The sequence below is a fragment of the Desulfoluna sp. CLI2B genome (assembly GCF_056847375.1).
Genome location: NZ_CP186557.1, coordinates 5,121,426 through 5,138,540, shown reverse-complemented (window position 1 = coordinate 5,138,540; position 17,115 = coordinate 5,121,426). Strand labels below are relative to the sequence as shown.

Genomic DNA, 17,115 nt, shown 5'->3' with positions numbered 1-17,115 from the left:
TCTGGTTGGAACCGGGAGCTATGGATTCATAATATCACAGCCTGTCAGGAGGTTGCAACTCTCCTGAAACAGGCTGCTTTTTGATCAGGAGCGCGGGGCGCTGCCGCTTTTGGGCAGCCGGGACGCGCCGGGGGCGTGGCCGTACGTGGTCTCTTCGGCGATGCGAATCAGGTCGTTTGGCGCGTAGCTCCCGTTGAGGGTGACGCCCACACAGGTGTTGGGCTGGGCCAGCTCCAGAGCATGCCCGTCAAGACGTTCAATGGCAGCGATGGTGTCGGGGCTGGCAGGTCCTTTTCGCGTGAGGACCTCCACCTCCTGGCCCACGGTGATTTTGTTGCGTACGTGGAGGGTGGCGCGGCATCCGTCCACAGCCGTGATCTTGCCGGCAAAGCGGTGAATGGTGCCGGGACGGGAGTCCCCGTAGTTGGGGGCGGCGTCCCCTTCGTAGCCGAAGTAGAATCCGGTGGAGTACTCCCGGCTGTTGATGCGGGAGAGCTCTTCGCCCCACTCCGGACGGGTCGTGTAGTGTTTCGGGTCCTCGTAGTAGGCGTCGATGGCCTCCCGGTAGGTCTTCACCACCGAGGCCAGGTAGTTGATGCCCTTCATGCGCCCCTCGATTTTCAGGGAGTGGATGCCTGATTCGATGAGGGCGGGGACGTGGTCGATCATGCAGAGGTCTTTGGAGTTGAAGATGTACGAGCCCCTTTCGTCCTCCTGAACCGGGTGGTAGTGCCCCGGGCGCATCTCTTCCACTACGGAGTACTTCCACCGGCAGGGGTGACTGCACTGGCCCCGGTTGCTGTCCCGGTTGGTGAGGTAGCTGGAGAGAAGGCAGCGGCCGGAGTAGGAGATGCACATGGCCCCGTGGACAAAGGCCTCCACCTCCAGGCCGCCGTTGTCCACCACCCCCTTGATGTCGGTGAGGGGCAGCTCCCGGGCCACGTTGATGCGAGTGGCGCCCAGGGACTTCCAGAAGAGGGCGGTCTCCTGATTGGTGGTGTTGGCCTGGGTGCTGATATGGAGATCGATGCCGGGGGCGATGGACCGGGCCGCGGCAAAAATGGCCGGGTCGGCCACGATGAGGGCGTCGGGTTTCACCTCGGCCAGGGCGGCGAGGTAATCGCGCATGGCGTCGAGTTCGTCGTTTCGCGCATAGACGTTGCAGGCCACGTAGACCTTGACGCCGTGGGCGTGGGCGTGGCGGATGCCCGCCGCCATCTCCTCCAAGGTAAAGTTGCCTGAAAAGTTCCTGAGGGAGAAGGCCTTGCCCGCCAGGTAGACGGCGTCGGCGCCGTAGTGGACGGCAATTTCCAGTTTTTCCGGATTTCCCGCCGGTGCGAGGAGTTCAACTCGGTTGCTCATGGTTCGTGTATCCCTTGGGTACGGGGTTCCGGGCCCCAGGGGCCTGGATTATATATAAAGGTTGATAAGGGGACGGGCCCTGCGGGGCTCGGCACCCGGACGTGACGACTCTACCAAAAGGGTTCCCCCTTTGCAACGCGCCGTGGTATGGAGGGGCCGTTTCCACAACCAGTGACAGGAAAGGACGCACGGCATGAAAAATGACACGGGCATACGCGAATATCAGGAGAGGGTGGACCGCTGGGTGAAAGAGGTGGGGGTGCGGTATTTTTCCGAGCTCACCAACCTGGGGATCCTGCTGGAAGAGGCCGGTGAGGTGGCCCGGATCATGACGCGGGTGTACGGGGACCAGAGCTTCAAGCGGGAAGAGCCCGCCCCGGACCTGGGGGACGAGCTGGCCGATCTCATGTTTGTGCTGGTCTGCATCGCCAACCAGACGGGGGTGGACCTGCCCGAGGCCCTGGCCAGGAACCTTGCCAAAAAAAGCGCTCGGGACAAGACCCGGCACTGGAACAACCCCAAACTTTTTAAGGACAGGGACCCCGGTTCGGCGCCGGGGCCCACTGACGATTAGGGCTCGGGCGGCGCCTGGGCCTCTTCGTCATCCGAGGCGTTTCTCAGCTTGGCAAAGCTGAAGACAGCGCTTCGGCCGGAGATTTTGCGCAGGGTCAGGACGTAGGTTTTTTCGTCCAGGGTAAAGGAGACCATTTCGTCGACGCCCATGACCTTGTACTCGTCGTTCAAGAAGAGCTCCACGGTGGGGCCGGTCTCGGCAAAGATGTCCATCTGGTCGTTGACCTGCTTCACGTAGAGTGTGTAGAGGTCGGGGACCAGCTCGTGGTACTGGTTCTCCCCGGTGTTGATAAAGTCCCCGTACTCACCGTTGCGACCCAGGGAGGCGGCCTTGCCCGCGGCCTTTTCGTCCAGCAGGGTGCGGATGTTCCGGTCCTTGGTGATCATGGCCGAGGCCGAGCCGAAGACGCCGCCCGTGCCCGTGGAGATGAGCTGGATGGAGAGCTTCACCGCGTTGCCCAGCACCACGGTGTGGCCCACCACGATGGCGTCGATGTTCAGGGCGCGACCCACCTTGCGGGCATCCTCTTCCTTGATATCGGAGTTTTTGGTCACCGCGCTCTCAACGAGCCCGAGGACGCTGTCTTCCCCGGTGGCCTCCAGCATTTCGCTGCGCACCACCGTGAAGTAGCCGGTTTTGAACAATTTGTCCGAGACCTCCATCTCCAGGTATTTTTCCAGCTGCTTGCGTTTGCCGTCGATGCGGGTAAACTCCTTGACGGCCACGCGGCGGATGCGTCGTCGCGTGAGCTGTTTGGCCACCTGGGTGGAGAGGGTGCCGATTTGACCGTCCACGGCGGATTCATAACTGAACCGGGCCGGTTTTTTGCTGGGAACATACTGGGGAGGGCGAGCACAGGCGGTTGCCAGAACCAAAAGGACCACTACAAAAACCCACTGTTTCATCATATCACTCCAAAAACATTCATACCGGCCCCCGAGAACCTCACGGGAGGCGCCGTAACCTCAATATTTTACAACTGCATCATTCATTATCACAGAAGAGGGGGCGGGGCCACAGGGTTTTCCCCAAGGGCGCACAGCGGTGGGGAAATACCGGTGACCGGGGCCATGGACCCATTTTCCGGGGACGGGGGTGCGGTACGTAGTCTCGGGATAGTACGTATTGTTTTATTGACACGTATTGATGGGGTGTGGCAGGTTGTAGTGGGTAATATTGCGACCATTTCGGGGGATACACATGGCAAAAAAAGTGACGATCAGCGTGCCGGACGAGCTCTACGAGCGCATGAAAGAGTGGCGCTCCAGCATGAACTTTTCCCAGGTTTTCCAGCGCTCCATATCCAACATGATCCGCAAGAAGGAAGCGCTTCGACAGAAGATCCATGACGAGCTGGACATGTCCAGCGTGGTGGAACGCCTGAAACGTGAAAAGGCCGAGTTCGAGGCCAACTTCATCGAAGAGGGAAAACGGGCGGGCCTGGAGTGGTCCCGCACGGCCCACTACCGGGAGCTGCAGTACGCCCTGGGCTGGACGCCGGGGGGCAACCCCTTTAAGGACGAGCACCTGGGGGACTACTTTTCCCAGGTCCTGAAGCATCAGTCCGAGCGTTTCGCCATCACCGGGCGCACCGCCCAGAAGCGGTTCCAGGGGTTCATCGACACCTACCTGAGCGGATGGAAAGAGGGGGTGGAGAGTTTCTGGAATGAGGTGAAGGACAAGGTCTAAGGCGCGGCCTTAGGGTTCTGTCGCAGACCCTCTGGCATGGCTGTGGAAAACTAAGATCGCGGGAACGTGCGTACTGTGTCCCCGCGGCCAATGATTATTTTTTGGGTGCAGGATCCCCGCAGGAGAGAGACAATGGCAATGGGCAACGGGACAAAAAACAGTGTGGAGGCCGCCCTCAGGCGATACGCAGAAGAGTGGGGCGGCAACGTGGAGTGTGCATGGGACCGGGTGTGGGGGCGGTTCGGTCGCTTTTTGTACTGGCCCTACCGATGGGGTGTGGTGGTGCCGTTTCTGGGGCTCTCCACCCTGGTGCTGGCTCCCCTGGCCGTGCTGCTTTCCGTGACCGTCTCCCCAAACTTCGCGTCGAAAACCATCGCCACCTTCTGGGCCCGGGTCAACAGCTTCATGACCCCCATGTGGGTGTCGGTGTCGGGTCGGGAGAAGATCCGGGACGGTGTCTCCTACGTGGTGGTGGCCAACCATCTGAGCCACTACGACATCTATGTCCTCTACGGCTGGCTCGGCCTGGATATCAAGTGGGTGATGAAAAAAGAGCTGGAGAAGGTTCCCCTCATCGGCTGGGTCTGCAAGAGCATGGGCCATATCTTCATCGATCGCAGCGACAGCGCAAAGGCCGTCTCCACCCTCAACCACGCCCGCAAAAAAGTCCGGGGGGGCACCTCGGTGATCTTCTTTCCCGAAGGGACCCGTAGCGACGACGGCAGCCTCAATCCTTTTAAGAAAGGGGCTTTCCGGTTTGCCCATGACCTGGGATTGCCCATCCTTCCCGTGACCATCAAGGGGACCCGCGACATTCTTCCCAAGGGGAGCACCGAGTTGATGCCCGGGGGCGTTTCCCTTGTGGTCCATGACCCGGTGGATGTCCGGGCCTACAAAAAAGAGGAGCTGGGTGCCATTGTCAACCGCGTGCGCAACACGATCCGCACGGAACTGGAAGACGTTTAACGCCCGGTCTTTTTTTCCGGTTGCTTTTTCTTGCGGAACATGAGGGTGACCAGAATCAGGGAGAGGGTCACCACGCAGGCCACGGCCGCCCTGGAGCCCGTGGAGCCGAAACGGGGCATGATGACCTGCGGAATCAGCCACAGGTAGCAGGTGGCGTGGAGGGCCCCGATAAAACAGAGTCGGATTATTTTCGGCACGACTACTCCTCTGACGCAGCGGTGAGGCGTTTTCGAAGGGTCAGCAGGATGTTGGCACCCATGAGGCAGATGAGGGTGGAGAAAGGGGCGAAGGAGCAGAGGGAGCGGTAACCGATGACATTGGGTTCCGTGGCCTGTGTCCAGGGCACAAGGGTGCCCGCCCCGGCAAGGACCAGGAGCCAGGCGGTAACGGCCATGGCCGTGGATTTTAAGCGGTGGTGTGTGGTGTTCATGGCGTCTCAGTCACTGTGTTGGAGCCCTTTGGGCTCTTTTTTTATACAATACGGCATCTTGGGATATCTGCTCGGTAGGCAGGAGACTATAGCACACCCTGTGGCTGAAAGATACCCCGCTGTGGTTGGAACAAGCCCTTGGTATGAATAGGGTTTGACCGCGGTGGCTTAGGTGGGATACTATCCGGGTGAAGAATGGCGGCATAGACACAATATGTCAAAAATTCAAATGGATAGGGGCTCTGCGACGGCGGGGCGTGATTGGAAAAGCGGAACAAGCACGGAAGCATGAATATGGTGAGAATAGCAGCAGGGCAGATCAATCCGGTCATCGGAGATTTTGAGGGCAATTGCCGAAAAATGGAGGCGGCTGCGGCCAAGGCCAGGGAGGCGGGGTGCCGCCTGGTGGTTTTTCCGGAGCTTGCCGTGAGCGGGTACCCGCCGCGCGACCTTCTGGAGAGGCGCTCCTTTATTGCGGACAACCTGGAGGCCGTTGAGCGACTCATGGAACGGGTCCGGGGCATTGCCGTTCTTCTCGGGTATGTGGAGAGAAACGGCGAACCAGGGGAGAACAACCTCTACAACGCAGCCCTTCTCTTTGAAGACGGCCGGGTGCTCCACAAGGTCCGGAAACGGCTGTTGCCCACCTATGACGTGTTCGATGAGCGCAGGTACTTTGAACCGGGCAGCGAGTCCCATCCTGTGATGTGGAACGGGGTGCGGCTCGGCATCACCATCTGCGAGGACATGTGGAACGACAAGGAAGTATTCTCCTCCCGGAAGTATCGCGTGGATCCTGTGTCAGACCTCTGCGAAAAGGGGGCTGAGCTGCTCATCAACATTTCGGCATCCCCCTTTAACGCCGGGAAACCCGCTTTTCGCGAGACACTCATCTCTTCGGTGGCCCGTCGCCACAAGGTGCCGGTGTGTTACGTCAACCAGGTGGGGGGCAACGATCACCTGCTCTTTGACGGGGGAAGCCTGGGCTTTCACGATGACGGCACCCTGGCCGCCCGTGGCGCCTCCTTCGAGGAGGATCTTCTGGTCTTCGAGCCCATGGAGAAGAGCCCTCAGCGCATTGCCGCGGCCCCTTCCTGCGTGGAGGAAGAGGTCTACCGCGCCCTGGTCATGGGCACCCGGGATTACGTCACCAAGTGCGGTTTCAAGAAAGTGGTCATCGGGCTCTCCGGTGGCATTGACTCGGCCCTCACCGCTGCGGTTGCCGCCGACGCCCTGGGGGGCGAGAATGTCTCCACGGTCTTTATGCCGTCGGAGTACACCTCCTCGGACAACGACGTGGATACCCGGTCCCTGGCAGAGAATCTGGGGACCCAGTACGATGTGGTGCCCATCGCTCCCATGTTTGATGCCTTTTTGGGGGCGTCGGAGGTGTTCTGTCGGGAGGAGCACGGTGTCACCGAGCAGAACATCCAGGCCCGGGTCCGGGGCACCCTGCTCATGGCCCTCTCCAACAAGACCGGCGCCCTGGTGCTCACCACCGGCAACAAGTCCGAACTGGCCGTGGGATACTGCACCCTTTACGGGGACATGAACGGGGGGGTGGCCGTCATCTCCGATGTACCCAAGACCCTTGTGTGGGATATCTCCCGGTATGTAAACCGCAATGGGGAGGTGATCCCGCAGCGAATCATCGACAAGGTGCCGTCGGCAGAACTCAGGCCCGACCAGTCCGACCAGGATGAGCTGCCCCCTTACGAGGTGCTGGATGCCATTTTGCACGCCTATGTGGAGGAGGTAAAGGCACCTGCGGAGATCGAGGCCATGGGGTTTGACGCGGCGGTGGTGGCCGATGTGGTCCGGCGGGTTGAGATCAACGAATACAAGCGCCAGCAGGCGGCCCCGGGGCTTCGGGTGACGGCCAAGGCCTTTGGCAGCGGGCGACGTTATCCCATTGCCAAGCGGATCTGATGCCGTACTACCCGATGGGGGATGGAGCACGGGATTTTCTTTTTTGTCTCGGGTCTGTCCCTGTCTTCGACTGACGGGGTAGTAAAGGCAAGGGGCCGTAAAAACAATGCCTTTGATGTCCTTGAATGCTCGAATTTGCAGTGCTTTGAGCCGTTACACGGATGGGCTTGGGGGGATCCCCTAGGTAAATGAATGCATTACTCTATGTACAAAGCCCGGGGGGGCTGCATATAATCTCCAACAAAGCGACGGGGTGTACTTCGATGCGAACTTAGTTCGGCGTCGTGCTTCCACCCCGGCGCCCCCACCGACAAACGGCCCACCTGCTGCCCGTGACCGGTGCCAAGGCCCGCGACGGAAAACTGTCAGGTACGCAGCTCCTGGCCCTTTCTTCTTTCATTTCAGGAATTCCCTTCTGGCACGTATTGTCGGATTTTATGGGTGTGGTGTCATAAAGTCCGACAATACGCAGCACCATTTTTCTTTGTGTCAACGTCCACTTTTTGAATCTCTTGTGTTTTAAGTTTTTCATTGTTATCAATGTTTATTGATAAGCACATGTGAAGTCAGTCTGTAATTGGTTTGATGTGAAGTGTCCATATCGGAAGCAGTTGTGGTAAACGGTTGTAATCGATACGTGTATTGGATAATCCGACATGAATCATTTATGGTTTCAGCGCGGCGGGTATGCCTCCAGCGTGCCAGATATATTGAAAAAGACTTTTCCCGAAAAAAAATCAAGAATATTGCCGTTATCCGCCATGCGGCCCTGGGGGACCAGGTCATCGCCCGGCCCTTTCTCATCGAAGTCAGAAAATTTTTTCCCAATGCCGAGATCACCCTGGTTGGCGTGTCCAACTATCGATACGGCATCCCGTCCGATTTGGCCGACACCACGATCATCGTGGCAGGCCGGGAGCAAAAGAGAGAGATGAGCCCCTTGGAGCGGTTTCGGGACCTCAGGCAGCTCCCGCATCAAGACATCATCTTTGATATTGCAGGGACCAGCCGGTCCCGGTGGATGACTCTCTTAAGCAAGGCGACGCTGAAATTCGGCTTTCCTTACAAATCCTATTTTTACGGGGTTCTCTACAACGTGGCCGTTTTCCGTTCCGACTTTCAGCCGGAGCTGGAGTGCATGCTGGACATGCTGAAACTTCTGGGGCACAATCCCTCGCGCCCCCTGGATTTCGGGTACCCCAGTCACCTGGCGTTGTACGACCCGTCCCGCCCCGCTCCCTCCATTCTCTATTTCAATGGCGCCTCGTCGGTGCTGAAAATACTGCCCCAGGCACAGATGAAAGAGGTCCTTGAGCTCGCCTCCCGGGAGCTTCCCGAGTACCAGCATGTCTACCTGGAGGGGAAAAACGACTACGAAAAAGGGGATTGTTTTCTCGGCCTGACGGAACGGGGCAATGTGTCGATCCAGCCCTGCCTGCCCCTGGACGGGTTGATCGACAGGGTCGCAAGGGCCCGGCTGGTTGTCTCTCCGGACACGGGGGTGCGCAACGTGGCCGTGGCTACCCACACCCCCAGTGTCGGTGTTTTTTATTCCTCGGTGCCCTTTCGCTACACGCCCCTGGACGGCCGTCACCATATCGTGATGCAGGCCGACGGGGCGGTACCGTCAACTGAGCAGATTGTGGATGCCATCAAAGGCGCCCTGGCGTGATTTGCGGTGTCGCTATGCGTTCTCCGGCTTGATGTACCGGGAGCCCTGGCAGGTGCCCCTGCTCTCTAAGGTGGCCTGGATGCGGGCCAGGGTGGTCCCTTTTTTCAGGGGCCACTGGGGGGCGCGAAGCTCATCGCGATGGGGGTCGCCGGTGAGGCGCTGGATCACCATCTCCGGGGGAAGCAGCTCCAGGAAGTCGCACACGGTCTCCACATAGTCGTCCTCTTCCATGCAGGTGTAGTCCCCGTTCAGGTAGAGGGTGTCCAAAGGGGTGTCCTTGACCACGTACAGGAGGTGCAGCTTGACCCCGTCCACGCCCAGGTCCGCCAGGAGCCGGGCCCCCTCCAGCATCATCTCCCGGCTCTCTCCGGGGAGCCCCAGGATGATGTGGGCGCAGATTTTGACTTCAGGGGCTGTTTTTCGGGTGAGGGCCACGGCCTCTTTGAAGCAGGCCACGTCATGGCCGCGGTTTATGGCGGCCAGGGTTGTGTCGTGGGCTGACTGAAGGCCGTATTCGATCCAGACGAGTTTCTCTTTGGAGTAGGCGTCTAAAAGGGCCAGCTTCTCTTCGTCCACGCAGTCGGGCCTTGTGCCGATGGCCAGACCCACCACGTCGTCAAAGGCCAGGGCCTCGTCGTAGAGGGCCTTCAGGCGCTGCACAGGGGCGTAGGTGTTGCTGTAGGCCTGAAAGTAGACCAGAAAGAGCTTTGCCTTGTAGCGTTTGAACAGGGCAAGGCGCCCCTGCCGGATCTGCTCCGACACCGAGGTGCCCAGCAGGTGCGCTCCGTTGCCCGATCCTTTTTCGTTGCAGAAAATACACCCCCCGGTTCCGGTGTGCCCGTCTCGGTTAGGGCAGGTGAAGCCCGCGTCTACGGTGAGTTTCTGCACCCGTTTGCCGAAGCGTTCTTTAAGGTGGCTGTTGAGATCTGTGTACCGTTTTGCCTGTGTTGCGTTCATATTGACCTTGCTTGAAACCCGATAATATATTAAGGGGATGATCGTAAAAATGTGATGGCGTTTCGGGATCCTGCGCCACGCGGGCCCCCGGAGCTGCCGATGGGCTCAGTCGGTGAAAACCGGCTTTTTGCGTTGGGGCTATCCCCCGGCAGAGGCCCATCATACATCGAACGGCCGGAGAGGTCGAAATGAAAAATGATCTCCGGTTGTTTGATCCTTCTGGCAGACAAACGAGCAGGCGAGAGATGGTATCAACGACACGAAAATATGATGTGATTGTGGTGGGGGGCGGCCATGCCGGGTGTGAAGCGGCGCTGGCCTCGGCCCGCATGGGGCTTTCCACCCTGATTCTGGCCATAGACCTGGACAAGGTGGCGTCCATGCCCTGCAGCCCGTCCATCGGCGGCACGGCCAAGGGGCATCTGGTACGGGAGGTGGACGCCATGGGCGGGGAGATGGGCAAGGCCTCTGATGCCTCGGCCATTCAGTTCAAAACCCTCAACACCAAGAAGGGGCCCGCCGTTCACTCCACCCGGACCCAGAACGACAAGAACATTTACCATCGTACCATGAAAGCGGTTCTCGAAGGCCAGGCAAACCTGCACCTGAAGCAGGGGATGGTGGAGCGCCTTGTGGTTGAAGGTGGCGCGGTGACAGGGGTGGTGGACCAGACCGGCTTCGGCTACGGAGCCGGGGCCGTGGTCATCGCCGCCGGGACCTTTCTGGGCGGCCTCGTCCATATCGGGGAGTGTGCCATTAAGGCCGGGCGTGCCGGTGAGTTCGGTTCCTACGGCCTGGCAGCCTCCATGAAGGAGCTGGGCCTGGAGATGGGGCGCATGAAGACCGGCACCCCGCCGAGGGTTCACCGGGATACCATCGATTACTCTCAGCTGGAGGAGCACCGGGCCGACGAGACCCCCTGCTTTTTCTCTTTTTCATCCACCCACGCCCCCTTGCCCCAGCTGCCCAGTTTCATCGGTCACACCACCGAGGCCACCCGCAATGTTGTTATGGAGAACCTCGCCCGTTCTCCCCTCTACTGTGGCACCATCAAGGGGGTGTCGGCCCGCTACTGCCCCTCTTTTGAGGACAAGGCCGTGAAGTTTCCCGACCGGGTCTCCCACCAGGTGATCCTGGAGCCCGAGGGGATCGACACCCGGGAGATGTACATCGGGGGGCTGGGCAACAGCCTGCCCGTGGACCTTCAGATCCCCTTTGTGCGCTCCATACCCGGTTTTGAAGAGGCGGAGATCATCCGCCCCGGCTACGCCATCGAATACGACTACGTGAACCCCGTGCAGCTCCGTCCCTCCCTGGAGACCAGAAAAATCGACGGGCTCTTCCTGGCCGGGCAGATCAACGGCACCTCCGGGTACGAGGAGGCCGCGGCCCAGGGACTCTGGGCCGGCGTCAACGCGGCCTTGAAGGTCATGGGCCGGCCTCCCTTTGTGCTGGACCGCTCCCAGGGCTACATGGGGGTGATGGTGGACGACCTCATCACCCGGGGCACCCTGGAGCCTTACCGCATCTTTACCTCCCGGGCGGAGTACCGGCTGATGATGCGGGAGGACAACGCCGACCTCCGGCTCACCGAGATTGCCTACAACCTGGGCCTGGTAAACGAGGACACCGTGCGGCAGGTCCGCGAGCGGCAGGCGGCCATCGACCGTGAGATGGGCCGGATCCGGCGTGTGGTGGTCAAGCCCTCCCCGGAGATCAACGCTTACCTTCAAGCCCGGGATTCCGCCCCCCTCAAGACCGGGGCACCCCTGGACCAGATCCTCAAGCGCGCCAAGGTGGGCTATGATGTGGTGGAGACCGTGGCCCCTGCCGAGCCCCCGGTGGAGGCCCGGGTGGCCAAGCAGGTGGAGATCGAGGTGAAATACGAGGGGTACATCGACCGCCAGCTGGCCGAGATCGAAAAGTTCAAGCACATGGAAAAGATCCGCATCCCCGAGGATTTTCGCTTTGAGGAGGTGCACGGCCTCTCCAACGAGCTGCGGGCCAAGCTCATGGAGGTGCGGCCGGTCTCCCTGGGGCAGGCGTCGCGTATCGACGGCATCACGCCGGCAGCCCTTTCGGTTCTCATGATCCACCTAAAAAGGCTTGGAGGAAACTAAGTGCAGGGCGGCGACCTGATCATTGACGACCTGGTCATACGAGGCCTGGGCCCGGTGCGGCTTACGGTGCCCGCAGGAACATGCGTGGGGGTGTCCGGCCCCTCGGGCATTGGCAAGAGTTCCCTTTTGCGTGCCGTGGCGGACATGGAACCCCATGACGGGCGAGTCAGCCTGGGAACCACGGCTCGCGATGCCCTTTGCGCTTCCGAGTGGCGGCGCATGGTGGGGTTGTTGCCCAGCGAGAGCGCCTGGTGGGCCGACGGGGTCGCCCAACATTTTTTGACGCCGGAGGCGGTGCGTCCCGAGGTACTGGGGCTCCGCGAGGAGGTCCTCTCCTGGCCGGTGAAGCGTCTCTCCAGCGGAGAGCGCCAACGCCTTTCCTTGCTTCGTCTTCTGGATCGCCGACCCCAGGCCCTGCTCCTGGATGAGCCCACGGCCAACCTGGACGGCGAGAGCACCCGGCGGGTGGAGTCCCTGATCCAGGATTATGCTCAGGCGCACCGGGCGCCGGTGATCTGGGTGGGGCACTCCGTGGATCAGCTCAACCGCGTGGCGCAGCGGGTGGTCTCCTTTGATGCGGACGGTGTGCTGCGCGAAGCCGGCGGGGAGGTGTGCCGATGAATTCGGTGATCGCGCTCTCCCCGGTGGACCTGTCCATTGCCGCCCTTCTGGTGGTGGCCCTGGCCCTGCTCTCCTTTCGCATGGAGCTGGGGGTGACCCGTCAGATCGTGGTGGCCGCCGTGCGCACCACCTTGCAGCTTCTCCTGGTGGGGATGGTTCTCAAGACCCTTTTTGACCACGCCCATCCCCTGCTTTTGGTTGGCATCGCCGTGATCATGGTGACCACGGCAGGACGTGAGGTCATGAGCCGCCAGACCCGGCGTTTTACCGGCCCCTGGGGGTTTGCCACGGGCACAGCCGCCATGACCCTCTCTTCGTTTTCCATCACCTGTCTGGTGCTCTCCACCGTGATCCGTATCGATCCCTGGTATGCCCCCCAGTACGCCATTCCCCTTTTGGGCATGATGCTGGGCAATACCATGACAGGCATCGCCATCGGCATGGAGCGCCTCACCTCCACGGCCTGGAGGGACAGCGCCGTCATTGAAGGGCGCCTGCTCCTTGGTCAGACCTGGGATGAGGCCGTTGGGGAGATCCGGCGAGAGAGCATTCGGAGTGCCATGATCCCCACCTTGAATGCCATGGCCGTGGCCGGTATCGTGAGCCTTCCCGGGATGATGACCGGTCAGATCCTGGCGGGGAGCCCTCCCATGGAGGCCGTAAAGTATCAGATTCTCATCATGTTTATTGTCAGTGCCGGCACGGGCTTTGGTGCGGTCCTGGCTGTTTCCGTTGGGGCCAGGCGCCTGTTCGACGACCGGCAGAGGCTTCGTCTGGACCGCCTCGTCAAGGCCGGTGGCCGCGGTGGCTAAGATTGTGGCGACGTCCTTGACACCTGGGGCCATTGGCCCTATTTTCCTTGTATCGAAAGCGTTTGGATCTCCGGCAGGTGAGCAAACCGGGTGACAACATGGTAATAACGTATGGCCCGACCCCGGGGAAGAAGAGGGTTTCTTCCCGTGCCGGGCTCTTGCGATTGGATCAAACGAAATGGACTACTACAAAGTACTGGGCGTTGAACGAGGCGCCTCCGACGACGAGATTAAGAAGACGTACCGCAAGCTGGCAATGAAATACCATCCCGACAAGACCAAGGGAGACAAGGCCGCCGAGGACAAGTTCAAGCAGATCAGCGAGGCCTACGCTGTGCTCAGCGATCCGGCCAAGCGCAAGGAGTACGATACCTTCGGGGCCTCGGGGTTTCAGCAGCGATACAGTCAGGAAGATATTTTCAGGGGCTTTGATCTCGGAGACATCTTTCGGGAGTTCGGCTTTGGCGGTGGTGGATTTGGCAACGGCGGGTTCAGCAACGGCGGATGCGGCCGTGGCGGAGGCCGCGGATTCCAGAGCCGGCGCCAAGTCAAGGGCGAGGACCGGACCCTGGAGATCAGCCTCACCGTGGAAGAGGTCTACACCGGGACCACCCGTTCCCTCTCCGTGGGTGGCGGGGCGTCCACCATCAATGTGCGCATTCCCAAAGGCCTGGTGGACGGTAAGAAACTCCGGCTTTCCGGCAAAGGGGAGCCCAGCCCGTACGGCGGCCCTGCCGGTGATCTATACATCCGGTCCCGCGTGGTGGGGGCAAAGGGCTTTTTCCCCGACGGCCAGAACGTGATTTACGACACCGACATCCGGGTGTCCGAAGCGCTCCTGGGGACCACCATCACCGTGCCCACCCTGGACGGTGGCGAGATTAACCTCAGGGTGCCCGCCGACCGAGAAGCACAAGACAAAGATGCGAATTCCAGGCAAGGGATTGCCTGAAATGAAAGGGGAGGGCAAAGGCGACCTGTTTGTTCGAATCGGTGTCTCCCTTCCGAAAACCCTGACGGACAGTCAGCGGGCGGCAGTAGAGGATCTGGCGAAAAACGGGCTGTAATGGCTTAAAATGATTGACATCCTGTTGATTTTGCGATACGGCCATGAGACGGATGTTTATCTTCGGTACCGCCGATTCATAACGCGTGAACATATACTCTCTTGCGGACGCCGGTCTGTAATCAGGTGTGGCGTAAGGGATAAAGTAATGATAAAGTAATCAGAATGTCCGAACTTATTGAAGTACTTTCGAAAGAAGAAATCGCTAGAAGTATCACCGAAGTGGGGGAAGTTATCTCCCATGACTACCAGGGCGGCAAGCTGGCCCTGGTGGGTGCCTTGAAAGGGGCCTTCATTTTCATGGCCGACCTGGCTCGTGAGATTACGGTTCCGGTACAAATCGGGTTCCTCGGCGTCTCCAGCTACGGCAAAAGTGCCGAATCTTCCGGGACGACCACAGTCACCAAAGAGCTGGACCTCGATGTCACCGGAATGGATGTTCTGGTTGTGGAAGACATTGTGGACACAGGGTTGACCTTGCGGTTCATCGTGAACTACCTCAAGGAAAAAGGCGCCCGAAGTGTCAAGGTGTGTGCCTTTCTGGACAAGAAAGAACGTCGCGCCATGGACGTCCAGGTGGATTATGCCTGCCACGAGATCCTTGAAGGGTTTCTGGTTGGGTACGGCCTGGATTACGCCGAAGATTATCGGAACCTTCCCGCTATTTACCATTTGGAAATGTAAACAGGGCCGATCGACAGGATGGGTTGCATTCGCATGATGAAAAAGGGGACGCGCACATGATTATCACGTGTCAGGAGTGTGATTCCAGGTTCGTTCTGGATGATAAGCTGATCAAACCCACGGGCAGCAAGGTACGATGCTCAAGTTGCAAACACGTGTTCAAAGTCTTTCCGGAGACGGCGGCCCCGTCCGTTGAGGAGCCCCCCCAGGCCCCTCCGGCCGAGGCACCCGCGGCCCCTGCTCCACGAAATCTTGATGAAGGCGACGACCTGCAAAACGAACTCAACCGGGAGCTGGACCGCCTGTTCGGGTTGGAAGAGGACGAGCCGGGTGAACAGGCCGCTCCGGAAGCGGCAACGCCGTCCGCCGAGGCACCGGTACCTGAGCCCGTTGCCGAGGACACCCCTGCGGAGTCCATAGACGATATCGATCTCGATGACCTGGGCTTGGGGGATCTGGATCTCCAGGCGAGCCCGGACATGGGCATGCCCGAGGACCTGGACCTTTCTGAGTTCGACCTGGCCGATCTGGACCTGGATCTTTCCCTGGACGAAGGCCCGGCGCCTGCGGCTCCGGCCGAGGGGAGCGAAGTCGAGGAGACCCTCGATTTTTCAGGCTTGGAAGAGTCCCTTGCCGGGGTGGAAGCAGAGGGCTCCGGCCAGGAGGCGTCTGATTTTGCCGATGTGAGCCTCTCCCTGGATGACGATGGGACGGTGGATGCCCCCGTGTTTGACGACGACCTCGACTTCTCTGACCTGGAGGCGGCCCTGGGTGTCCCGGAGGGCGATACCGCCAAAGAGGCTGCCGCTCCGGAAGAGGAGTTTGATTTTTCCGAAATGGCTCTCTCCCTGGACGGAGGGGCAGGCGACGTGGAGCTTGTGGGAGATGCCGAGTCCCCGGCACTTTCCGCAGGGGACGGCGACGCAGCTGCCTTGAGCATGGGAGGGCTGGATGAACTGGACCTTTCTCTGGATGACGGCCCCGTAGAGACGCCCAAAGGCACTGCCCACACCGACGCCGAGGAAGGGTTCATGGAACTCGACCTGGATCTCGACCTGGGTGACGAGGAGCCCCTGCAGGCTTCTTTGGAGAGCTCCCTGGATGAAGAGCTGGACCTTTCGGAGCTGGAGGGCCTTCTTCAGGAGGAACCCGCTGCCGGTGAGGCTCACCCGGAAGACGACGATATCGAGCTGGAACTCGACTTTGACTTCAAGGGCGATGAAAAGACCCAGGAGTTCGATCCCCTGGAGAAAGACACCCTGGACGATTCGGATTTCAGTGATATCGAGGCGATGCTCGAAAAAGACGACGCCCCCCTGGATGTGGAAGCCGATGTCAGCGGGGAGGTGGACCTTGAGCTTGAGCTGGACCTTGCCCCGGAGGCTGAAGAGGCCGTTGCCGCCGTGCCCGTGTCCGCCCCTGTGGCGCCTGCACCCGAACCGATGGCCGAAGCCGTCCGCATTGATGAGCCCGAGTCCGAACCGGAGGCCGAGGCACCATCCAAGGCCTCCCGAAGCCATGCCAGGGACGGTGGCCGGGGAAGCGGCTTGCGTATTTTCCTTACCATTCTTCTGGTGCTGGTCCTTCTCTTTGCCATCCTCGTGGGTGTTTACGCCATGCGGGATGAGATTCAGGACCGGACGGGCGTGGCCATTCCCACCATCAACGCCGTGGAAAAGGCCCGTGAAACCCTTTTCGGTTTAGGGATTCCCCTGGTGAGCGATTGGGTGAAGCCCCCGGAGAAAGACCCCGACGGAAGCCTCCATATCCAGACTCAGGATCTCACCGGTCGGTTTGTGGTAAGCTCGGATCTGGGAGATCTGTTTGTGATCACCGGCAAGGTGCGCAACAACTACGGAACCACCCGGCACTCCATTGGCCTTGTGGGCCTTCTCTACAACAAAGAAAATGTGGAGGTCCGCTCCAAAGAGTTCTATGCGGGCAACACCATGACAGACGCCGAACTGGCGACTCTGAGCATGGAAGAGATCGATCAGAGACTCAAGACCACCCTGGGCAGGGAAAACAACAACGCGCGGGTCAGCCCGGGTCAACTGGTGCCCATCATGGTGGTGTTTGAAAAGTACCCCGAAGATCTGGCTAAATTTGCCGTCGTCGTCAAGACCTCAAAGGAGGGTGCCGCCATCAAGTAGCCGAACCTCCGGGCCCTGACCCGAGGCACTGTTTTTGAAAAAGACCCCATGTCGAGCGCTGCTCGGCATGGGGTTTTTGT

At 60.1% G+C, this 17,115-nt stretch carries 17 protein-coding genes; 12 read left to right on the top strand and 5 right to left on the bottom strand.

All coding sequences use genetic code 11. The annotated features are described in order from the left end of the window. Positions 1-84: 84 nt before the first annotated feature. A complete protein-coding gene (locus ACOYW2_RS23985) occupies positions 85-1,362 on the bottom strand; it encodes a peptidase U32 family protein (RefSeq protein ID WP_482768211.1) in 1,278 nt (425 codons plus the stop codon). Positions 1,363-1,555: 193 nt separating this feature from the next. Between ACOYW2_RS23985 and ACOYW2_RS23980 the strand changes: the two genes are divergently transcribed. Beyond that, positions 1,556-1,936 (top strand): nucleotide pyrophosphohydrolase, encoded by a 381-nt coding sequence (locus ACOYW2_RS23980; RefSeq protein ID WP_482420294.1) that lies wholly within the window; start codon positions 1,556-1,558, stop codon positions 1,934-1,936. Here the strand turns inward: ACOYW2_RS23980 and ACOYW2_RS23975 are convergent. After that, on the bottom strand, positions 1,933-2,844 hold the full coding sequence (locus tag ACOYW2_RS23975; protein ID WP_180137769.1) for a hypothetical protein: 912 nt from the start codon (positions 2,842-2,844) through the stop codon (positions 1,933-1,935). The two genes, ACOYW2_RS23980 and ACOYW2_RS23975, sit on opposite strands and share 4 nt — an antisense overlap. Positions 2,845-3,136: 292 nt before the next feature. On the opposite strand from ACOYW2_RS23975, the gene ACOYW2_RS23970 reads away from it, so the two are divergent. Together ACOYW2_RS23970 and ACOYW2_RS23965 are read left to right on the top strand one after the other, a co-directional pair. Beyond that, positions 3,137-3,625, top strand: coding sequence for a hypothetical protein (locus ACOYW2_RS23970; RefSeq protein ID WP_482418368.1), 489 nt, complete (start codon positions 3,137-3,139; stop codon positions 3,623-3,625). A gap of 132 nt (positions 3,626-3,757) precedes the next feature. Then, positions 3,758-4,591, top strand: a complete 834-nt coding sequence (locus ACOYW2_RS23965; RefSeq protein ID WP_482768210.1) for a lysophospholipid acyltransferase family protein — start codon at positions 3,758-3,760, stop codon at positions 4,589-4,591. Here ACOYW2_RS23965 and ACOYW2_RS23960 read toward each other — a convergent pair. Then, on the bottom strand, positions 4,588-4,788 hold the full coding sequence (locus ACOYW2_RS23960) for a hypothetical protein (protein WP_482418366.1): 201 nt from the start codon (positions 4,786-4,788) through the stop codon (positions 4,588-4,590). The two genes, ACOYW2_RS23965 and ACOYW2_RS23960, sit on opposite strands and share 4 nt — an antisense overlap. 2 nt (positions 4,789-4,790) lie before the next feature. Continuing rightward, on the bottom strand, positions 4,791-5,021 hold the full coding sequence (locus ACOYW2_RS23955) for a hypothetical protein (protein ID WP_482420292.1): 231 nt from the start codon (positions 5,019-5,021) through the stop codon (positions 4,791-4,793). Positions 5,022-5,315: 294 nt separating this feature from the next. Between ACOYW2_RS23955 and ACOYW2_RS23950 the strand changes: the two genes are divergently transcribed. Beyond that, positions 5,316-6,950, top strand: a complete 1,635-nt coding sequence (locus ACOYW2_RS23950) for an NAD+ synthase (protein WP_482768209.1) — start codon at positions 5,316-5,318, stop codon at positions 6,948-6,950. Between the two features lie 667 nt (positions 6,951-7,617). Further along, complete coding sequence (locus ACOYW2_RS23945) at positions 7,618-8,622, top strand: glycosyltransferase family 9 protein (protein WP_482768208.1); 1,005 nt, start codon at positions 7,618-7,620, stop codon at positions 8,620-8,622. A 12-nt stretch (positions 8,623-8,634) separates the two neighbouring features. Here ACOYW2_RS23945 and mnmL read toward each other — a convergent pair whose 3' ends face one another. Further along, positions 8,635-9,579 (bottom strand): tRNA modification radical SAM protein MnmL/YtqA, encoded by a 945-nt coding sequence (mnmL, locus tag ACOYW2_RS23940; protein WP_482768207.1) that lies wholly within the window; start codon positions 9,577-9,579, stop codon positions 8,635-8,637. Between the two features lie 245 nt (positions 9,580-9,824). Here mnmL and mnmG point away from each other — a divergent pair, with 245 nt between their 5' ends. From mnmG to ACOYW2_RS23905, 7 genes are all read left to right on the top strand, one after another. After that, positions 9,825-11,699 carry a tRNA uridine-5-carboxymethylaminomethyl(34) synthesis enzyme MnmG gene (mnmG, locus tag ACOYW2_RS23935; protein WP_482768206.1) on the top strand — a complete coding sequence of 625 codons (1,875 nt, stop codon included), beginning with the start codon at positions 9,825-9,827 and terminating at the stop codon, positions 11,697-11,699. Further along, positions 11,700-12,320 (top strand): ABC transporter ATP-binding protein, encoded by a 621-nt coding sequence (locus tag ACOYW2_RS23930; protein WP_482418360.1) that lies wholly within the window; start codon positions 11,700-11,702, stop codon positions 12,318-12,320. It begins immediately after the preceding gene. Then, on the top strand, positions 12,317-13,132 hold the full coding sequence (locus tag ACOYW2_RS23925) for an ABC transporter permease (protein ID WP_482418359.1): 816 nt from the start codon (positions 12,317-12,319) through the stop codon (positions 13,130-13,132). Before ACOYW2_RS23930 ends, ACOYW2_RS23925 begins: the two co-directional genes overlap by 4 nt. 178 nt (positions 13,133-13,310) lie before the next feature. Further along, positions 13,311-14,084, top strand: coding sequence for a DnaJ domain-containing protein (locus ACOYW2_RS23920; protein WP_482420288.1), 774 nt, complete (start codon positions 13,311-13,313; stop codon positions 14,082-14,084). Beyond that, positions 14,056-14,199: a hypothetical protein gene (locus tag ACOYW2_RS23915; RefSeq protein ID WP_482420287.1), complete on the top strand. Its 144-nt coding sequence runs from the start codon at positions 14,056-14,058 to the stop codon at positions 14,197-14,199. Before ACOYW2_RS23920 ends, ACOYW2_RS23915 begins: the two co-directional genes overlap by 29 nt. A 164-nt stretch (positions 14,200-14,363) precedes the next feature. Further along, complete coding sequence (hpt, locus tag ACOYW2_RS23910; protein WP_482418357.1) at positions 14,364-14,882, top strand: hypoxanthine phosphoribosyltransferase; 519 nt, start codon at positions 14,364-14,366, stop codon at positions 14,880-14,882. 56 nt (positions 14,883-14,938) lie between these two features. Then, a complete protein-coding gene (locus ACOYW2_RS23905) occupies positions 14,939-17,035 on the top strand; it encodes a DUF3426 domain-containing protein (RefSeq protein WP_482768204.1) in 2,097 nt (698 codons plus the stop codon). Positions 17,036-17,115 lie beyond the last annotated feature (80 nt).

Bases quoted from the DNA above. Each gene is read 5' to 3' on its own strand.
- ACOYW2_RS23985 (WP_482768211.1), bottom strand. From the start codon at position 1,362: ATGAGCAACCGAGTTGAACTCCTCGCACCGGCGGGAAATCCGGAAAAA.
- ACOYW2_RS23980 (WP_482420294.1), top strand. From the start codon at position 1,556: ATGAAAAATGACACGGGCATACGCGAATATCAGGAGAGGGTGGACCGC.
- ACOYW2_RS23975 (WP_180137769.1), bottom strand. From the start codon at position 2,844: ATGATGAAACAGTGGGTTTTTGTAGTGGTCCTTTTGGTTCTGGCAACC.
- ACOYW2_RS23970 (WP_482418368.1), top strand. From the start codon at position 3,137: ATGGCAAAAAAAGTGACGATCAGCGTGCCGGACGAGCTCTACGAGCGC.
- ACOYW2_RS23965 (WP_482768210.1), top strand. From the start codon at position 3,758: ATGGCAATGGGCAACGGGACAAAAAACAGTGTGGAGGCCGCCCTCAGG.
- ACOYW2_RS23955 (WP_482420292.1), bottom strand. From the start codon at position 5,021: ATGAACACCACACACCACCGCTTAAAATCCACGGCCATGGCCGTTACC.
- ACOYW2_RS23950 (WP_482768209.1), top strand. From the start codon at position 5,316: ATGGTGAGAATAGCAGCAGGGCAGATCAATCCGGTCATCGGAGATTTT.
- ACOYW2_RS23945 (WP_482768208.1), top strand. From the start codon at position 7,618: ATGGTTTCAGCGCGGCGGGTATGCCTCCAGCGTGCCAGATATATTGAA.
- mnmL (WP_482768207.1), bottom strand. From the start codon at position 9,579: ATGAACGCAACACAGGCAAAACGGTACACAGATCTCAACAGCCACCTT.
- mnmG (WP_482768206.1), top strand. From the start codon at position 9,825: ATGGTATCAACGACACGAAAATATGATGTGATTGTGGTGGGGGGCGGC.
- ACOYW2_RS23925 (WP_482418359.1), top strand. From the start codon at position 12,317: ATGAATTCGGTGATCGCGCTCTCCCCGGTGGACCTGTCCATTGCCGCC.
- ACOYW2_RS23920 (WP_482420288.1), top strand. From the start codon at position 13,311: ATGGACTACTACAAAGTACTGGGCGTTGAACGAGGCGCCTCCGACGAC.
- ACOYW2_RS23915 (WP_482420287.1), top strand. From the start codon at position 14,056: ATGCGAATTCCAGGCAAGGGATTGCCTGAAATGAAAGGGGAGGGCAAA.
- hpt (WP_482418357.1), top strand. From the start codon at position 14,364: ATGTCCGAACTTATTGAAGTACTTTCGAAAGAAGAAATCGCTAGAAGT.
- ACOYW2_RS23905 (WP_482768204.1), top strand. From the start codon at position 14,939: ATGATTATCACGTGTCAGGAGTGTGATTCCAGGTTCGTTCTGGATGAT.